At 57.4% G+C, this 15955-nt stretch carries 15 protein-coding genes; 10 read left to right on the top strand and 5 right to left on the bottom strand.

The annotated features are described in order from the left end of the window. Positions 1–34: 34 nt before the first annotated feature. The 3 genes from ACR0FG_RS08450 to rpoD all read left to right on the top strand — a co-directional run bounded on the left by ACR0FG_RS08450 (position 35) and on the right by rpoD (position 4467). The gene (locus tag ACR0FG_RS08450) at positions 35–331 is read left to right on the top strand and encodes a hypothetical protein (protein ID WP_170715387.1); all 297 of its coding nucleotides are present in this window, start codon (positions 35–37) and stop codon (positions 329–331) included. An 80-nt stretch (positions 332–411) separates the two neighbouring features. Beyond that, the gene (gene dnaG, locus ACR0FG_RS08445) at positions 412–2361 is read left to right on the top strand and encodes a DNA primase (protein WP_480891983.1); all 1950 of its coding nucleotides are present in this window, start codon (positions 412–414) and stop codon (positions 2359–2361) included. A 114-nt stretch (positions 2362–2475) separates the two neighbouring features. Then, the gene (gene rpoD / locus ACR0FG_RS08440; RefSeq protein ID WP_480891981.1) at positions 2476–4467 is read left to right on the top strand and encodes an RNA polymerase sigma factor RpoD; all 1992 of its coding nucleotides are present in this window, start codon (positions 2476–2478) and stop codon (positions 4465–4467) included. Between the two features lie 188 nt (positions 4468–4655). Here rpoD and ACR0FG_RS08435 read toward each other — a convergent pair whose 3' ends face one another. Further along, positions 4656–5678, bottom strand: a complete 1023-nt coding sequence (locus ACR0FG_RS08435; protein WP_480891979.1) for a helix-turn-helix domain-containing protein — start codon at positions 5676–5678, stop codon at positions 4656–4658. A 354-nt stretch (positions 5679–6032) separates the two neighbouring features. Between ACR0FG_RS08435 and ACR0FG_RS08430 the strand changes: the two genes are divergently transcribed. From ACR0FG_RS08430 to ribD, 6 genes are all read left to right on the top strand, one after another. Further along, complete coding sequence (locus ACR0FG_RS08430) at positions 6033–6461, top strand: thiol-disulfide oxidoreductase DCC family protein (RefSeq protein ID WP_480891977.1); 429 nt, start codon at positions 6033–6035, stop codon at positions 6459–6461. Continuing rightward, the gene (locus ACR0FG_RS08425) at positions 6451–7011 is read left to right on the top strand and encodes a DUF4166 domain-containing protein (protein ID WP_480891976.1); all 561 of its coding nucleotides are present in this window, start codon (positions 6451–6453) and stop codon (positions 7009–7011) included. The genes ACR0FG_RS08430 and ACR0FG_RS08425 overlap by 11 nt, the downstream gene beginning before the upstream one ends. A 78-nt stretch (positions 7012–7089) precedes the next feature. Then, positions 7090–7491, top strand: coding sequence for a hypothetical protein (locus ACR0FG_RS08420; RefSeq protein WP_170715376.1), 402 nt, complete (start codon positions 7090–7092; stop codon positions 7489–7491). Positions 7492–7522: 31 nt separating this feature from the next. Continuing rightward, entirely contained in the window at positions 7523–7921 is a 399-nt protein-coding gene (locus ACR0FG_RS08415; RefSeq protein WP_480891973.1) for a secondary thiamine-phosphate synthase enzyme YjbQ, read from the top strand. 120 nt (positions 7922–8041) lie between these two features. Beyond that, on the top strand, positions 8042–8512 hold the full coding sequence (gene nrdR, locus ACR0FG_RS08410; protein ID WP_170715371.1) for a transcriptional regulator NrdR: 471 nt from the start codon (positions 8042–8044) through the stop codon (positions 8510–8512). Beyond that, entirely contained in the window at positions 8509–9609 is a 1101-nt protein-coding gene (gene ribD, locus ACR0FG_RS08405; RefSeq protein WP_480891971.1) for a bifunctional diaminohydroxyphosphoribosylaminopyrimidine deaminase/5-amino-6-(5-phosphoribosylamino)uracil reductase RibD, read from the top strand. The genes nrdR and ribD overlap by 4 nt, the downstream gene beginning before the upstream one ends. 2 nt (positions 9610–9611) lie before the next feature. On the opposite strand, the gene ACR0FG_RS08400 is transcribed toward ribD, so the two are convergent. The 3 genes from ACR0FG_RS08400 to ACR0FG_RS08390 form a co-directional block, all read right to left on the bottom strand. After that, a complete protein-coding gene (locus ACR0FG_RS08400) occupies positions 9612–11621 on the bottom strand; it encodes a capsular polysaccharide biosynthesis protein (RefSeq protein ID WP_480891970.1) in 2010 nt (669 codons plus the stop codon). Beyond that, on the bottom strand, positions 11618–12751 hold the full coding sequence (locus tag ACR0FG_RS08395) for a polysaccharide biosynthesis/export family protein (RefSeq protein WP_480891968.1): 1134 nt from the start codon (positions 12749–12751) through the stop codon (positions 11618–11620). The genes ACR0FG_RS08400 and ACR0FG_RS08395 overlap by 4 nt, the downstream gene beginning before the upstream one ends. 81 nt (positions 12752–12832) lie before the next feature. Beyond that, entirely contained in the window at positions 12833–14152 is a 1320-nt protein-coding gene (locus ACR0FG_RS08390; protein WP_480891966.1) for a capsule biosynthesis protein, read from the bottom strand. Between the two features lie 119 nt (positions 14153–14271). On the opposite strand from ACR0FG_RS08390, the gene ACR0FG_RS08385 reads away from it, so the two are divergent. Next, positions 14272–14859 (top strand): riboflavin synthase, encoded by a 588-nt coding sequence (locus tag ACR0FG_RS08385; RefSeq protein WP_480891963.1) that lies wholly within the window; start codon positions 14272–14274, stop codon positions 14857–14859. Between the two features lie 3 nt (positions 14860–14862). Here ACR0FG_RS08385 and ACR0FG_RS08380 read toward each other — a convergent pair whose 3' ends face one another. Further along, positions 14863–15918, bottom strand: coding sequence for a phosphatase PAP2 family protein (locus tag ACR0FG_RS08380; RefSeq protein WP_480891961.1), 1056 nt, complete (start codon positions 15916–15918; stop codon positions 14863–14865). Positions 15919–15955: the final 37 nt, after the last annotated feature.

Here is a 15955-nt window from a genome sequence, read left to right as displayed (position 1 = left end):
CTGCGCAGAACGAAACGAATCCCCGGAGACACATATGTTGCGTATCGCCATTGTCACGGCCCTGCTGGCCACCCCTGTGGTCGCTCAGGAAAGCAAAGAGCAAAGCTGCAAGTATCAGGCCGATGTGGTGGCCGCGATCCAGAAAGCACGCCTTGATCGGGTCAAGGAACGCGATGTGCCGCAGGCCGTTGCTGACAGCGGCCCGACATGGCCCGAAAACTACAACGCCGCAGTTCCTCTGATCACGCCTTGGGTCTATGAGCAAAAGATGCGCGATGTGCGCAAAAAGGACCTTGGCGCGGCGTGGTTGGAACTGTGTTTGCAGCAATAATCCACAAGCCGCAGATTTCCCTGTGGACAACCGCGCGCCTTCCCCTTGGCGCGCGTTTTCATTTCTGGCAGGTTTGACCCATGTCTTTGCCCCCCGGATTTCTGGATGAACTGCGCACGCGCCTCAGCCTGTCTCAGGTTGTCGGGCGCAAGGTCATGTGGGATCAGCGCAAGTCCAATCAGGGCAAGGGCGACATGTGGGCGCCGTGCCCGTTTCATCACGAAAAGACTGCCTCGTTCCACGTCGATGACCAAAAGGGTTTCTATTACTGTTTCGGCTGTCACGCCAAAGGCGACGCGATCAGTTTTGTGAAAGAGACCGAAAACGTCTCGTTCATCGAAGCGGTTGAGATTCTGGCCCGCGAAGCTGGCATGCCGATGCCCGCGCGTGACCCGAAGGCGCAGGAGAAACAGGACCGCCGTTCGCAATTGGCCGAGGTGATGGAACAGGCGGTGCAATTCTTCCGCCTGCAACTCAAGACCGGGGCCGGGGCACCAGCACGCGATTACCTGACCCGCCGAGGGTTGGATGCACAGGCGCTGGACCGGTGGGAAATCGGCTTTGCCCCCGATGGCTGGCAGGCGCTGTGGGATCATCTGACCGGAAAGAATGTGGCCGAGGACCTGATCCTTGGGGCCGGGCTGGCCAAGCCGTCGAACAAGGGCAAGAAGCCCTATGATACGTTCCGCAACCGGATCATGTACCCGATCCGCGACCCACGCGGGCGGTGCATCGCGTTCGGTGGTCGGGCGATGGACCCCAACGACAACGCCAAATACCTGAATTCACCCGAGACCGAGTTGTTCGACAAGGGCCGCAGCCTCTATAACCACGGCCCTGCGCGGCAGGCGGCGGGGAAGGGTCAACCCCTGATCGTGGCCGAGGGATATATGGACGTGATCGCTCTGGCCGAGGCCGGGTTCGGCGCGTCGGTTGCGCCGTTGGGAACGGCAATCACCGAACATCAGCTCCAGCTGCTTTGGCGCATTTCGAACGAGCCCATAATTGCGCTGGATGGCGACACGGCGGGTTTGCGCGCGGCGATGCGGGCGGTTGATTTGGCCTTACCGCTGCTAGAGGCGGGCAAGTCCCTGCGCTTTGCCCTCATGCCCGAAGGTAAAGACCCCGACGATCTATTGCGTGCCGAAGGGCCGGGTGCGGTTCAGGCGGTGCTGGATGCCGCCATCCCGATGGTCAAACTTCTGTGGCAGCGCGAGACCGAAGGCATGGTTTTTGACAGCCCCGAGCGTAAAGCGGCGTTGGACAAGTCGCTTCGAGAGAAGATCAAGCTGATCCGCGACCCGTCCATCCGCCAGCATTACGGGCAGGAAATTAAGGATCTGCGCTGGCAATTGTTTCGCCCCCAGCGACAGTCACAAAATCGTGCTTGGCAGCCGCGTGGCAAATGGCAGCCAGCGCAGCAAGCCGCCACTCCGGGCGCGCGCGCCTCGTTTCTGGCGTCTTCGGATAATGCAGACATTCAGCTGCGCGAAGCGGCCATTCTGGCCATCGCAATCCTGAACCCCCAAGTTGTTGTTCAGTTTGAGCATCAGCTTGAGGACATGGAGTGCCAGAACCCCGACTATGCCGCGCTGCGTGATAGCGTGCTAAGGCACGCGATTGACGACCCGGACAACATCAAGGACCACATCGTTGAAACTTTGGGGCATGAGCCCCTTGAAAACCTGCTGACCCTTCGCCATGTCGCTGTGATCCCCTGTGTGAACAAACCGGGCGACGTTGAAAAGGCTCAGATGACGCTGGCCGAGGAACTCGCAAAGATCAAAGCGCTCCGGGGGTTGGATGCTGAGATTGCCGAAGCGGCAGAGGAATTGTCTGATCTGGCCGATGAGGCGCTGACATACCGGCTGGCGCAAGCCGCCGAAGAGCGCAACCGCACGAGCCGCAGCCAGAATGAGGACAAGGCCGTTTTCGACATCGCCGATAACGGTGCGCGAATCAACCGCGACGAGAAAGACGCGTTTGAAGCCATCATGTCCGGTATCAATTTCGAGCGGAAACGCCGCTAAAGTGGTGTTTTCGTAAGGCACTGGAAAAGAAAAACGGGTAAACGGGTGGCCGAATCACTTCTACGCGCTAATGATTCGGCTTTAACGAATCACCCATCCCTGCAGGAGCATTGAATGGCCGCCAAGGATACGAACGAAGACCGCAAATCCGACGAGCAGGAACAGGAAATCTCGCTGGACATGAGCCAGGCCCAGGTCAAGAAGATGATCGCCGAGGCCCGCGAGAAAGGTTACATCACCTACGACCAGCTTAATCAGGTTCTGCCGCCTGATCAGGTCAGCTCGGAACAGATTGAAGACGTGATGTCGATGCTGTCCGAAATGGGCATCAACATCATCGAAGATGAAGAAGCCGAAGAGGAAGAGAACAAAGGCTCGACCGACCTGGTTACAACCGAAGGCCCGCGCGAGGTTGCGCTGGCTGGTGCCGCCACCGAAAAGCTGGACCGCACCGACGACCCCGTGCGCATGTATCTGCGCGAGATGGGTTCGGTCGAACTGCTGAGCCGCGAGGGCGAGATTGCCATCGCCAAGCGGATCGAAGCTGGCCGCAACACCATGATTGCGGGCCTGTGCGAAAGCCCGCTGACCTTCCAGGCGATCACCATTTGGCATGACGAACTTCTGTCCGAAGACATCCTGCTACGCGATGTCATCGACCTTGAGACCACCTTTGGCAATCAGATGGACGAAGACGGCGACGTCGAAGAGCCCGTCGTTGATACCTCGGCCGTGCAGGCGGCCAAGCCTGCCAAGGAAGACACCGGTCCTGAGCTGGACGCTGACGGTAACCCCATCGCCAATGACGATGACGATGACGAAGACGATCAGGCCAACATGTCTTTGGCTGCAATGGAAGCGGCGCTGAAGGATCAGGTTCTGACAACGCTCGAACGTATCTCGACCGATTTTGCAATGCTGTCGGAAATGCAGGATAGCCGGATTTCGGCCACCCTTAACGAAGACGGCACTTTCAGCGAAAAAGACGAAGAGACCTATCAGAAACTGCGCGCCGAGATTGTTGAGCTGGTGAACGGGCTTCACCTGCACAACAACCGGATCGAAGCTCTGATTGACCAGCTCTATGGCATCAACCGCCGGATCATGTCGCTGGACAGCGCGATGGTGAAGCTGGCCGATCAGGCCCGTATCAACCGTCGCGAGTTCATCGATGCCTATCGTGGTCGCGAACTGGACCCGAACTGGCTGGCCGAAATGGCTGAAAAGCCGGGCCGGGGCTGGCAGATGTTCATCGAACGCTCGACCGACAAGGTTGAGGAATTGCGCAACGACATGGCTCAGGTCGGTCAGTATATCGGTCTGGACATCCCTGAATTCCGCCGCATCGTGCAGCAGGTTCAGAAGGGCGAGAAAGAGGCGCGGCAGGCCAAGAAGGAAATGGTCGAAGCCAACCTGCGTCTGGTGATTTCGATTGCCAAGAAATACACGAACCGTGGCCTGCAATTCCTTGATCTTATTCAGGAAGGTAACATCGGCCTGATGAAGGCGGTGGACAAGTTCGAGTATCGCCGCGGCTACAAATTCTCGACCTATGCAACCTGGTGGATCCGTCAGGCGATCACGCGCTCGATCGCGGATCAGGCACGGACGATCCGTATTCCGGTGCACATGATCGAAACGATCAACAAGCTGGTTCGCACCGGTCGTCAGATGTTGCACGAAATCGGCCGGGAGCCAACTCCGGAGGAGCTGGCCGAAAAGCTGCAGATGCCGCTTGAGAAGGTGCGCAAGGTGATGAAAATCGCCAAAGAGCCGATCTCTCTGGAGACGCCGATTGGCGACGAGGAAGACAGCCAGTTGGGCGATTTCATCGAGGACAAGAATGCCGTGCTGCCGCTGGACAGCGCAATTCAGGAAAACCTCAAGGAAACCACGACGCGGGTTCTGGCCTCGCTCACCCCGCGCGAGGAACGGGTTCTGCGGATGCGTTTTGGCATCGGTATGAATACCGATCACACACTGGAAGAGGTCGGTCAGCAGTTCAGCGTGACCCGCGAACGTATTCGCCAGATCGAAGCGAAAGCGCTGCGCAAGCTGAAACACCCCAGCCGGTCGCGAAAGCTAAGATCCTTCCTGGATCAGTAATTGAAAAAGGCGCCCAATCGGGCGCTTTTTTTGTTGATGCGGCTGCAACGAAACTCACTTTGGCAGCCCGGCAGATAACATTGGCGAGAAATCACAATGAAAGGGTTGGCATTCTTTCTATATCGCCAATGTCCACTCATGGGACAGGCCGGGGCGAGGTGACACGCGCCAATGACCCCCGGCCACCCTCAGCCCGGGTTTAACGGTCGATCCACCCGCTTGCGGAACGTGCTGGGGGTTTGACCCGTCCACCGTTTGAACGCGGTTGAAAACGCGGCCTGATCCCCATACCCCAATGAATAAGAGATTTCGGACAGGTTCATCCCGTTCTTGATGAATGTCTGTGCCAGATCACAACGCAGATCATCGATGATTTCACGATAGGTCGTGCCCTCATCCTTTAACCTGCGTGCCAGAGTGCGCGCGCTTAGCCCAAGCTCGGCTGCAACCTCTTCGGCGACAAGGATATAGCCGGGCATCGAGCGCGTAATCAAACCCTCGACCAGAGCACGGGTTTTTTGTTTCGGCGTTCTGCGCTCGGCCAACAGCCGTTCGCCATACTCCAGAAGATGCGCGCGAAGGCTTGGATCATAGGTCGGAACGGGCAGATCAAGCGACGACAGCGACAGGATGATTTCCAACCGTTCTGTACCAAATTCAACCGGGAAGCCGCCGATCTTGCGATAGCTATCCCTGTGCCGCCCGACCTCATGCTGAAAACGCATCTGTATCGGGTGAACATCGACCTGCGTCAACGCCCGCATCCGTGCGACGGCGGCAAACAACATAAATTCGGTGCGCCGGTGATAGCGCGAGAATGTGGCGTCTTTCCAGTCAGCTTCGAGCGTGGCCGAGTTTCCTGACACGCGCAGGGCGAACGCCAGCGATGGGTCGATGATGTTATGGAATCGTGTCGTGTTTTCCATCACCTGCCGCAGGTCGCGTGAGTATTTACTGATGTAGGCGGTTACGCTTGAGGATGAACTGAACTGTAGCCCGGCCTGCGCGCCGAATGTGATATCCTCAACCGCGTCGCAGGCGTTGCGGACAAACTGAGCCTCGCTATGCGCGCTATAGCTGAGGGCCGGAGGTGCGATTTCAGGACGGCTGAGCCCGCTTTTATGTAAAACCTGATCTACCAGAGACGGATCACCTGTCTGGTCTTCCAAAACTTTGGTCAGCAATTGAATTCTTGAGATATCGACGTCCATATTCCTGTCTGGCCGCCGTATCCGGCATTCGTCAAGTCCAGGGATGAATTCTGGATTATCCACTTGTCACTTAAAACCCGCCGTACATGGCTTTCTTTGCGCATGTTTTGACTGATTTCCACAAAACCTTGTCACCTGAGGCCAAGACCAGAGCCCGAAGCCCGAGTACATTTCCGGTGTTGTCGGGTCAGTACCCTCTGGGGATGGGGCAGAGCCTGGGAAAGCGGCATACCAAAACCGCTTCAAAAGGTTCCCCGGCACGCCACGCCCTCTGACGCCGCTCGAGATGTCGCATTGCCCGCGCAGTGGCTTGCATGTCAGCATGATTGTCAGAGAACGGGGCGGATTTGCGAGATGACGAACGACGACCCTCTGCCGGACTTTGACCTGATCGTCTTTGACGGTGAATGCCTGCTGTGTTCAAGGTTCTTTCATTTCATGCTGCGGCATGATCCGGTGGGGCAGTTCCGATTTGCAACCGCTCAGTCCAAGCTTGGTCAGCGTCTCTATCGACACTTGGGTCTGAGCGCCGACGATTTTGAGACCAAACTGGTTTGCGTGAACGGGCAGGTTTATCAGAAACTTGATGCCTTTGCGGCCGCCATGGCGGCTTTGCCTGGGATCTGGCGGCTGTTATCGCTGTGCCGGCTACTGCCGGTATGGCTTAAAGACCCGCTGTATCATCTGATCGCGCGCAATCGCTACAGGATATTCGGGCGGTCTGACATTTGCCTGATTCCCGATCCTGCGTTAAAGGCGCGGTTTGCGCAGGATGGTTACTGATAGGATGGACGATCCATTTCTGCGCGCGCTGTCTTTGTCTGAACCACTGCCCTTGGCCATTCAAGAACTGCACTGCCAACCAGGTGTTTTTTCCGGTCGCTGCCATGTCGAAAGGGGCAGGGGGATGCTAATTGAGCTGGCCTTGCGTATCGGTCGTTTTCCCCGTTCGGGCTTGGACCAACCGGTCACGCTTGTCACGCAGATCCGGGGAACGCGCTGGATCTGGTCGCGTGACTTCGCGGGTCACAAAACCCGTTCAGAACTTAGCTATGACGCTGGTCGCGACTGTGTAAACGAGCAGATTGGTGGGCTGACCATCCGTATGCGTCCGGTTGTTAGTCAGGGCGTAATATCGATTGAGATCATAGGGCTAAGGGTGTTTGGCCTGCCGTGTCCCGCTCTGCTTTTGCCCCGATCGGCTTCTTGTGAATGGCAGGACGAAGAGGGTCGATTTCGCTTCGACGTGTCTGCCAGCCTGCCGTGGCTGGGGCGTCTGATCCGGTATCACGGCTGGTTAACGCGGGATCACGAACATCATAATTTCACTTAAATGAACGTGAGGCGCACTGTTTTAACCCGGCACCCGACCTACTTTACGAAGCATGACCAAACAGGAAAGATGTTAACGATGAAACAGGTTTTTGCTTACGCCATGGTTGCTGCGATTTCCGCGACCCTTCCAGCTGCGGTCAGCGCGGCCCCCAACGGTTTCCGGACTGAGGCCATGAGCGCAACAAGCTTTGAGGTGATCCCAAGGGCACGTCAGGACACGGATGGCTACTGGTGCGCCGCCGCTGATTTTGCGCGCCGAAAATTGGGGGCGGGCTGGCAGCAGCAGATCTATGTTCTGCGCGGTTACGGCCCCAGCGTGACGACAGGGCGCAAGACAGCGGTTCAGTTCTCGCTCAAGATGCCCACAGATGTACCGCAACAGGGAAGCACCCCGTTTTCTCCGTTCCGGGCGGGTGATAGCATGTCGGTTCAGGGGGCGAACGGTCGCTGCAGTGCGTTTCCGCTTTTCCGGGACTGAGGAGTACTTTCACAAGGTGCAAACTGAATTCATGGTTAATACACAGGGTGCCGGACTCTATGAGTTTACGGCCCCTGTCTGTGCATGGGCGGGCGGCTTTCCGGGTGACGGGCTGCTGACGCTGTTCGTGCGCCATACCTCGTGTTCGCTGCTGATCCAGGAAAATGCCGACCCCGAGGTGCAGACCGATCTGCAGGCGTTTTTTGACCGGTTGGTGCCGCCGTCGGATAATCCTTCGATGTCCTATCTGCGCCACACCTATGAAGGACCTGACGATATGCCCGCCCACATCAAAGCCGCCATGATGCCGGTTTCGCTATCCATCCCGGTCTCGAACGGGCAACCTGTATTGGGAACGTGGCAGGGGATTTATCTGTTCGAGCATCGCAACGCCCCGCATCATCGCAAGGTCGCAGCGCATATTGCATGACCCCTTTATCTTGCGGTGGAAAATTCCGACTACCCAAATCCTAGAGGCTCGCCTATAGTTGTGGATAAGTAGGCCAGAGCGCTTACAAAAAGAGGTAAGCTAGGGACGAGGAGACGGCGGATGCGCTGCCCGTTTTGCGGAAACATCGACACTCAGGTGAAAGATTCACGCCCGGCAGAGGATCACGTCGCGATCCGCAGACGCCGTTTTTGCCCGGCCTGTGGGGGACGCTTTACCACCTATGAACGGGTGCAGCTGCGCGATCTGGTTGTGATAAAGACCAACGGAAAGCGCGAAGATTTCGACCGCGACAAGTTGGAACGCTCGATCCGCATTTCAATGCAGAAGCGTCCGATTGATCCCGAGCGGATTGATCAGATGATCTCGGGCATTGTGCGTCGTCTGGAAAGCATGGGCGATACGGATATCCCATCTAACAAAATCGGCGAAATCGTCATGGAGGCACTGGCCCGGATCGACACTGTTGCGTATGTTCGGTTTGCGAGTGTGTACAAGAATTTCCAGGCGGCCGATGACTTCGAGGAGTTTGTCCACGAACTGCGCCCGCCGCAGCCTTCTTCGGACGAGTGAGCGAAACAGATAGACGTTTTATGGCGCTGGCCCTGTCTTTGGGACGGCGCGGTCAGGGGACGTGCTGGCCCAACCCCGCTGTGGGCTGTGTAGTCGTGCGTGATGGACGCATTGTTGGTCGCGGTTGGACACAACCGGGCGGACGCCCCCACGCCGAGACCGAAGCATTGGCTCAAGCTGGGCAAGCCACCCAAGGGGCGACGGCTTATGTTTCGCTGGAGCCTTGTGCGCATCACGGAAAGACACCGCCTTGCGCGCAGGCGCTGATCAATGCCGGTGTGGCCCGCGTTGTGTCTGCGGTCGAGGACAGCGACCCACGGGTCGCAGGTCAAGGCTTTGCAATGCTGCGCGAAGCCGGGATTGAAGTAACGACCGGCGTTCTGATGGATCAGGCGATCTGGGACTTGTCTGGGTTCTTTCTGAAGACTGAACAGGGCCGCCCCTTTGTGACCCTGAAACTGGCCAGCAGTTTTGACGGCAGGATCGCTACTGAAACCGGCCACAGCAAATGGATCACCGGATCCAAAGCCCGGCGCGCGGTCCACGCGATGCGGGCTCGACATGACGCTGTGATGGTCGGTGCCGGTACGGCGCGGATTGATGATCCTTCGTTGACAGTCCGGGATATTGGGATTGAGCAACAACCCGTCCGGGTCGTTGTTTCGCGCCATCTGGATCTGCCATTGATGGGGCAGTTGGCGCGGACGGCTAGGGATGTCCCTGTTTGGCTTTGCCATGGGTCACATCCTGACGCTGAACGCGCGCGGGCATGGGAAGATCTGGGCGCGCGGTTGATATCCTGCGCATTGAACAACCACCAAATCGATGCCACCGATCTGTTGCAGCAATTGGGCAATGCCGGTCTGACACGCGTGTTCTGCGAAGGTGGTTCGGCATTGGCGGCGTCCCTTTTGGCAGATGACCTTGTCGATGAGCTGGTTGGATTCAGCGCCGGAGTGACCATTGGCGCAGAAGGATTACCTGCAATCGGAGCGCTGGGGCTGGAAACTCTGGAAAACGCGCCGCGATTTGATCTGATCGAAACGCAGGTCATTGATCGCGATATTCTGCACCGATGGGGGCGGACGTCGCGGTAAGGTCAGCGCCAAAGATGCGTGTGGGTGGCAAATGCGCCCTGTAGTTTTGACAGCAAGCGGTTGAAAGCGTTCGACGGGGCTTGTGCGCCCTGTGCCAACCGCTCGACCGCAACCTCAACCGGGCAGGGCAATCCTGTGATCGGGTCCAGATAGCGGGGATAGTCGATTAGCGCCGCGTGTACCAACCCCATCAATGTCGGCCGCGCCCCGCGTCGGGCGGGAACAATGTCCAGATCGGTTGTCAGGCCCCAACCGGCATAGAACGGCGCGCCCAGAGTTGTCACGCTGACATTGCGCAATAGGGCCTCGAACCCCAAAAGCGAAGTCATGGTCCACACCTCTTGCACCTGCTCAAGCAATTGTGCCGGGTCTGCGTTGTAAACCACGATATCGGCCAACCCTTCAGCATCTATCCGACCATCTCGCAAACCCGCTTCGACATCGGGGTGCGGTTTATAGATCAGAACCGCGTCTGGATTTGACTGACGCACCGCACGCAGAAGGTCGAGATTGGTACGTGTACCACTGGTTCCCATCTGGATCGACGCATCATCTTCGACTTGTCCCGGAACCAGAATTCGATGCCCGTCTGGCAGATCAGGTGCGCGCTGTCCGATGTTGTATTTGCTCAGCCTCTCCGACACCAACTGCGTAGTCAGGCGTTCGGCTCTTAGTTGCTGATCCGGGCGAAGAGTTTCGCGCCGGGCAATAAGTTCCTCCAGCCGACTGGGGCGCGTTGGGTCATAATATATCCCCTGATCATCCGTCACCAAGGACACCGGCGGCACCAGTTCGGCCCCCAATCCGCGAGAACGCAGAAAACCGTCCTCGACACGCGTGATTTCGGATGTTTGTCCTGCATGACGAGCCCAGACCATATGTGGTTTTTCGCTGGTTTGTAGCGGCTCATTGGTAAACCGGATTTTGCTTTGGCGTCCGAACATCTGTTGCAGATGCCTGCGTTTCCAAAGACGCATCCCCGAGGCGGTCCAACCCTTGCGGTCCTCGCGCCATACGCGGGTCTGTGCTTCTAGCGTGTCGAGGATCGTTTCCAGTTCACACAGCTGATCGCGATAGGGGTCGTACCACGTCGGATAAAGGATCATGGCAGCAGCAAAAAGCTGCGCGCGTGTGAGGTTGCGCTGCCTGCGGGGCAGGGGGTTTTCGTCCTGCGTCAGCCCCCAGCCAGCGTAAAACGGCTGCCCAAACACACGGGGTTTGTGACCGGCCAGAATGGCCTCGAACCCCAATTGTGACGACAGGGTGTAGACACCGATTGCACCCTCAAGCAACGGCCATGGGTTGATCGCGTCGGTCAGAAATGACACGCGATCACTCAGGTCCTGATCCGAGTAGTACCCGGTGCGATGCCCGGCATTGGTTTCCGGGTGTGTTTTAATAATCACCCGCGCGCCTGGATGTTCCTCTTGCGCGATGACCAGCATTTCGTGAAACCGCGCCGTGTCGCCACCGCTGGCGGTCACGGCCGCATCGCTCTGGGTTTGGTCCACGACCAAAACATAACCGGGATCAGGCGGCGAAAGGTCCGGGTCGAAGGCAGAGTATTTGCTCAACTCCAGGTCACGTACCCGCTCAATCCCGCCGCGTGCACGGTTCAGCAGGGCAGTGTCATCAAGCGGATTTTCAGCCAGTATCTGCTCCAGTTCAGAAGGGGCGGAAGGATCAAAATGAGGGCCGGAATCATCAAGCAACAACCCCAGAGGGGGCTCTCCGCTACGACCGGGGTGCAGAGATCGTAGAAAGGCGTCCTCGACCCTTAGAACCGGGGCCGCGTGTTTTTCAGCGACACGCAGCCCGCGATGGGCGGTCGGGCTGTTGCCCCAAACCCCGATCTTGTCGCCAGGCTTTGGCAGGCCCAAACGAATGTCATAGCCTGCAAGATCAAGGATGCGACGAACCCGCCGCTGCGTCAGAAACCCACCGTTGTAAACAAAAAGCGCTGTCCGCACGTCGTTGTCCGAGGCTTCCATCTCTGGAATCACCAGACTCATCCGCCGGTCAGGGTTGCCACGTTTGCGATGGGCGTCAGACCTCCGGCGATCAGCGAAATCGATTTGGTCCACTGCGCATAAGGTGCCTCGGTCACATAGATCGTGTCGTCGTCGCGAATGACAAAGTCCCGCGCCACGAATAGCCCGTTTGGTGCGGTAAGGTTCAGCAGATAGATCATGCGCTGATCCCCCTGCAGGTCTGCGCGTCCCATCACATTGCGGGCGATATCCTGTCGTTCCTTGCGCAAGATAAATATGCCAGTCGGGTCGGCGGAGAGCGGTTGCAAGCCACCGACCTGCGCCAGTGCCTCGAGAGCAGTGAGATCCTGACTGTCAAAGGCTACACGGGACTGTCCACCGGTGGACCCCAACGCGATATAAGATCGGCGGTCTTCTTCAACCAGAATACGGTCTCCTCCGCGCAGGGCTATGTCTGTTGCCGGTGAATGAAACAGATCATCATACCACACGGTGCCTTTGTGGTTGCCGCGAATAACCGTGACCAAGGCAATCTCGGACGAGACCGAGACGCCACCGGCTTGGGCCAGCATCCCCGAAAGCGTTCGGGTCGGACGCTCGATCGGGTACACGCCGGGCGCGCCGATTGTGCCGGTTAGCGAAACCGTCGAACCATCGCCCGCCACACGGCGCACCTGTACCTGCGGATCGGGAGTCTGTTCCTGCAGGCGCGATGAAATCAGTTCGCGCAACTGCTCGGGCGTATTGCCTGCGGCGCGCAGCCGCCCGGCGTAGGGGACAAAGATATAGCCGTCACTGTCCACCTGTACCTCTTCCAGCGCAGTGGCCGTGCCGGTGCCGGTAGTTAGCAGACCGTCTTCGACGTTCTCCCAGATCGTCAGGCCCAGCACGTCACCCGGGCGAACGGTATCCGAAGTCAGGCTTTGGGCGCTGCGAAAGGACTGCGAAAACCCGTATTGCGGAATGGCCGCTGTTGCGCGGGCCACCCGGTCGTCAACCTCGACGACAAAGGCATTGCCGCCATTCACCGTCGAACCTGCCAGAATCTCGGTCTTGTTCGGACCGGATTTTGGAAGCTGGCAAGCCGCCAGCACGCCTGCGGCCACCACAAAAGAAGCCGCCCGTAGCCATCGGGTTGGAATGCGCGTCACTGCCGATTTCCCTCAGTTTTCATTCTTTTTGGGCAAGCTACCCGGTTCAGTGAGAAACATCCAGTAACAGCTTGATGCGGCTCACTGAACGATCTTCAACTGTGGCGTCACAGTCGCGTTGCCGGTCAGAACGGCTTCGTATGGGTCCCCTGATTGCAACATCATATCCGTTACGCGGCGCAACAGTTGTTTGCGGCCGCTATGCGAATAAAACCCGCCGGGGATCTGGCTGGTTTCCAGTAGAAACTGCCGATAAGCGCGATACGCGGTTGCGTCCGGTGGGCTGGGTTTGGCGAAAAACGTGGCGATAGGCTGGTGCGACACAAACTCGGCCTTGTCATACACCGACCGACCGAAAGCGCGCAGCGGAATACCGCGCCAAAGCACCTGTTGCCCGGCAGTTGAATTTATCGTGATGGCCGAACGGGCGTCGTCCAGCAACCGCGCCAGTTTTCCGCCGGGGACATAGTGGATGCGATCCGAAACCCCATGCGCCCGCGCCATCAGCCGAACCCGTTTGCGAAGGGGCTCGCGATGGTTCTCCAGGGGATGTTCTTTGATAACAAGGTGATGATGTACCGGCGCGCCAGCTGCGAAACCTTCAATAACGCGTTCAAGAAATTCACTCATACCCGAGAAATCGGAATGGGACTGAACCGAACTGTCATGCCCAAGCTGCAATAATACAAGGTGGAAGGGGTAGCCTCCCCATCGCACCTTTGCGGTTGCCCAGCGGCGCTGTAACCTGTGAATTGGCATCAATGCCAGTCGCTTGAAATATAGCTGAAATTCTCGCGAGACCGGCAATTCCCGGTGCGTTTGAAAATTGCGATAACCGCGATTCAGAAACATCAGGAATCCATGATAGAGGGCTCCGTAAAAAATGTGCTGCCGCATGTCCCCCCAATGTGAAGGCGGTGGTGGCGACTGGGCACCTGAATGTGCCAATGCGGATTGCATCTGATTCACGCTCAGGTCCATCAGCCGCGAATTGCCGTTCGAGCCGTTGCGCTCATAAGTCACCCACCAGGGACGCAGATAGCCTTCTTCAAAAACATGAACTACCAAACCCAGAGCCCGGGCAAGGATAACCGCCTGTGCATGGATGGGACGTGTATCGCCATAAAGCACGATGTCGGTAATGCCATGGTCGCTGATCACTTCTTTCAGAAACTCAGACCAGTCCGCCATGGGCGCGCGATAGGGAATGTAGCTCGGTTTATCTCGCCAGAACATCTGATCGCCAGCGTTAAACCCGACGCGCCAGGTCCTTGCACCTGCTGCACGCAACATACGGCCCAGAGAATTGAAGAACGGTCCATGTGGTCCCTGCAGAAACAGAAACACACGTTGCCTGAGATGGTCAGCGTTTTGCGTCATGCTGGTAGTGAAGTACTGCATTTATCTTATTCGTTGCGGAAATTATGCCTGTTTGCCACTTTCCCGGCAAGCCGGGTCTTGTCGCTGAGGCTTATGGCCTTTACCTCGGTTTTCAAAGTTAAGCGCAGAGGGTTAACGAGATGTTCACAGGGATCGTCACAGATATCGGCACAATCACCGAACTGGACCAGCAGGGTGATCTGCGCGCGCGGATCAGGACGGGTTATGACACCTCGGGCATCGATATAGGTGCGTCAATTGCTAGTGACGGCGTGTGCCTGACCGTGATTGCATTGGGCGATGACTGGTACGATGTGCAGATCAGCGCGGAAACGGTGTCGAAAACCAATCTCGACACCTGGAGCGTTGGCAAGCGCGTGAACCTTGAACGTGCGCTCAAGGTCGGGGATGAACTGGGCGGGCACATCGTCTCGGGGCATGTGGATGGCGTCGCCGAAATCGTCGATATCAGGGACGAAGGTGACAGCACCCGCGTGACATTGCGCGCGCCAACGGATCTTGCGCGCTTCATCGCGCCAAAGGGGTCGGTTGCCCTGAACGGAACCTCGCTGACGGTGAACGATGTGGACGGGTGCGACTTTGGCATCAATTTCATCCCGCACACGAAAGAGGTCACAACCTGGGGCGACATCGCGCTTGGGGGTCGTGTCAATCTTGAGATAGATACCCTCGCCCGGTATGTGGCGCGATTGGCCGAGATGTCCTGATCGTCAAGTCGACGGGCCAAACCGGGCCGTCAGCTTCTTTGCCAGCCACCACAGAAAAAACGCCAGCGCGGTTGCCGCGTAACCGTCCACGGCATAGTGCCATGCCAGGTGGACGGATCCCAACATGATGACAACTGCAAAAGCGGTCAGCGCCCAGCCTAGCATTCGCGAATACGTGAACCCATAGATGGCCAGCAACACACTGGTTGCGACATGCATACTGGGCATCGCCGAGATGCCTTTGATTGGTCCGTCATTGAAATGACCATCCAGCAGCAATTGCTGAAGTTCCAGCGCCCAAACGGGGCTGACGGTATGCGATTGTTGCAACAGGTCGAGTTGTACAGCGAAGGTATCCCCAAATCCGAAAGCCTGATAGTAGACCGGACCCACGGAAGAAAAAACAATCGCAAGAAGGTTTCCACCCACTGACCAGCACAACGCAAAAGCTACGAGGAAAACCATGCTTTTGATTGGATCGCGCCGGTCGAGACACGCCAGGCAAATCGCGAGATAAATCAATGCGAACCAGCCATGGTATGCCATGTTGATCAGTGTTGTGACATAGGGCGACCCCAATACGGGGTGAAGCAATCGCCAGACATCAACACCGCCATGTATCGACCTGTCCAATTGTGCAAAAAACGGGTCCCAGGAGAACGAATTGACTTCGGGGATCACGCCTTTGAGGTAGGTAAACGACAATATGATCACGTTGACGCAAAGGTAACAGACCAGAAAATCGACAGCTTGAGTTCGGTCCGACAATACCGAGCGCAGATCGGCGATCATCCAATGGATGGGTTTTCTTGGTTTGATCTGAAAGATTGCTACCGCAAGTCGCCACAACAGATAGTTGGCAACCATGAACAGCGAAAGGATCTTGAAACTGCCCAATACCTTTGGTGCGGTTGAAGACCAAAACGACTGATGCAGATAAGCACTTACTCCGATCCCGGCGAGCAAATGCAGCCCGACGATAGTCAGCAACAACCTGTTACGCCGTATTGCGCCGCCAAGGTCAAAGGCTGAGGCTGATAGATCGCTAGAATACGCCAAAGCTGCTCATGCTCGTTGTGGGTTTTGCAGTAATTTC

Source organism: Ruegeria sp. E1 (assembly GCF_056534225.1).
Note: the sequence above shows the minus strand (reverse complement) of the source record. Positions and strands in the feature narration are given on the sequence as shown.

Bases quoted from the DNA above. Each gene is read 5' to 3' on its own strand.
- ACR0FG_RS08450 (WP_170715387.1), top strand. From the start codon at position 35: ATGTTGCGTATCGCCATTGTCACGGCCCTGCTGGCCACCCCTGTGGTC.
- dnaG (WP_480891983.1), top strand. From the start codon at position 412: ATGTCTTTGCCCCCCGGATTTCTGGATGAACTGCGCACGCGCCTCAGC.
- rpoD (WP_480891981.1), top strand. From the start codon at position 2,476: ATGGCCGCCAAGGATACGAACGAAGACCGCAAATCCGACGAGCAGGAA.
- ACR0FG_RS08435 (WP_480891979.1), bottom strand. From the start codon at position 5,678: ATGGACGTCGATATCTCAAGAATTCAATTGCTGACCAAAGTTTTGGAA.
- ACR0FG_RS08430 (WP_480891977.1), top strand. From the start codon at position 6,033: ATGACGAACGACGACCCTCTGCCGGACTTTGACCTGATCGTCTTTGAC.
- ACR0FG_RS08425 (WP_480891976.1), top strand. From the start codon at position 6,451: ATGGTTACTGATAGGATGGACGATCCATTTCTGCGCGCGCTGTCTTTG.
- ACR0FG_RS08420 (WP_170715376.1), top strand. From the start codon at position 7,090: ATGAAACAGGTTTTTGCTTACGCCATGGTTGCTGCGATTTCCGCGACC.
- ACR0FG_RS08415 (WP_480891973.1), top strand. From the start codon at position 7,523: ATGGTTAATACACAGGGTGCCGGACTCTATGAGTTTACGGCCCCTGTC.
- nrdR (WP_170715371.1), top strand. From the start codon at position 8,042: ATGCGCTGCCCGTTTTGCGGAAACATCGACACTCAGGTGAAAGATTCA.
- ACR0FG_RS08400 (WP_480891970.1), bottom strand. From the start codon at position 11,621: ATGAGTCTGGTGATTCCAGAGATGGAAGCCTCGGACAACGACGTGCGG.
- ACR0FG_RS08390 (WP_480891966.1), bottom strand. From the start codon at position 14,152: ATGCAGTACTTCACTACCAGCATGACGCAAAACGCTGACCATCTCAGG.
- ACR0FG_RS08385 (WP_480891963.1), top strand. From the start codon at position 14,272: ATGTTCACAGGGATCGTCACAGATATCGGCACAATCACCGAACTGGAC.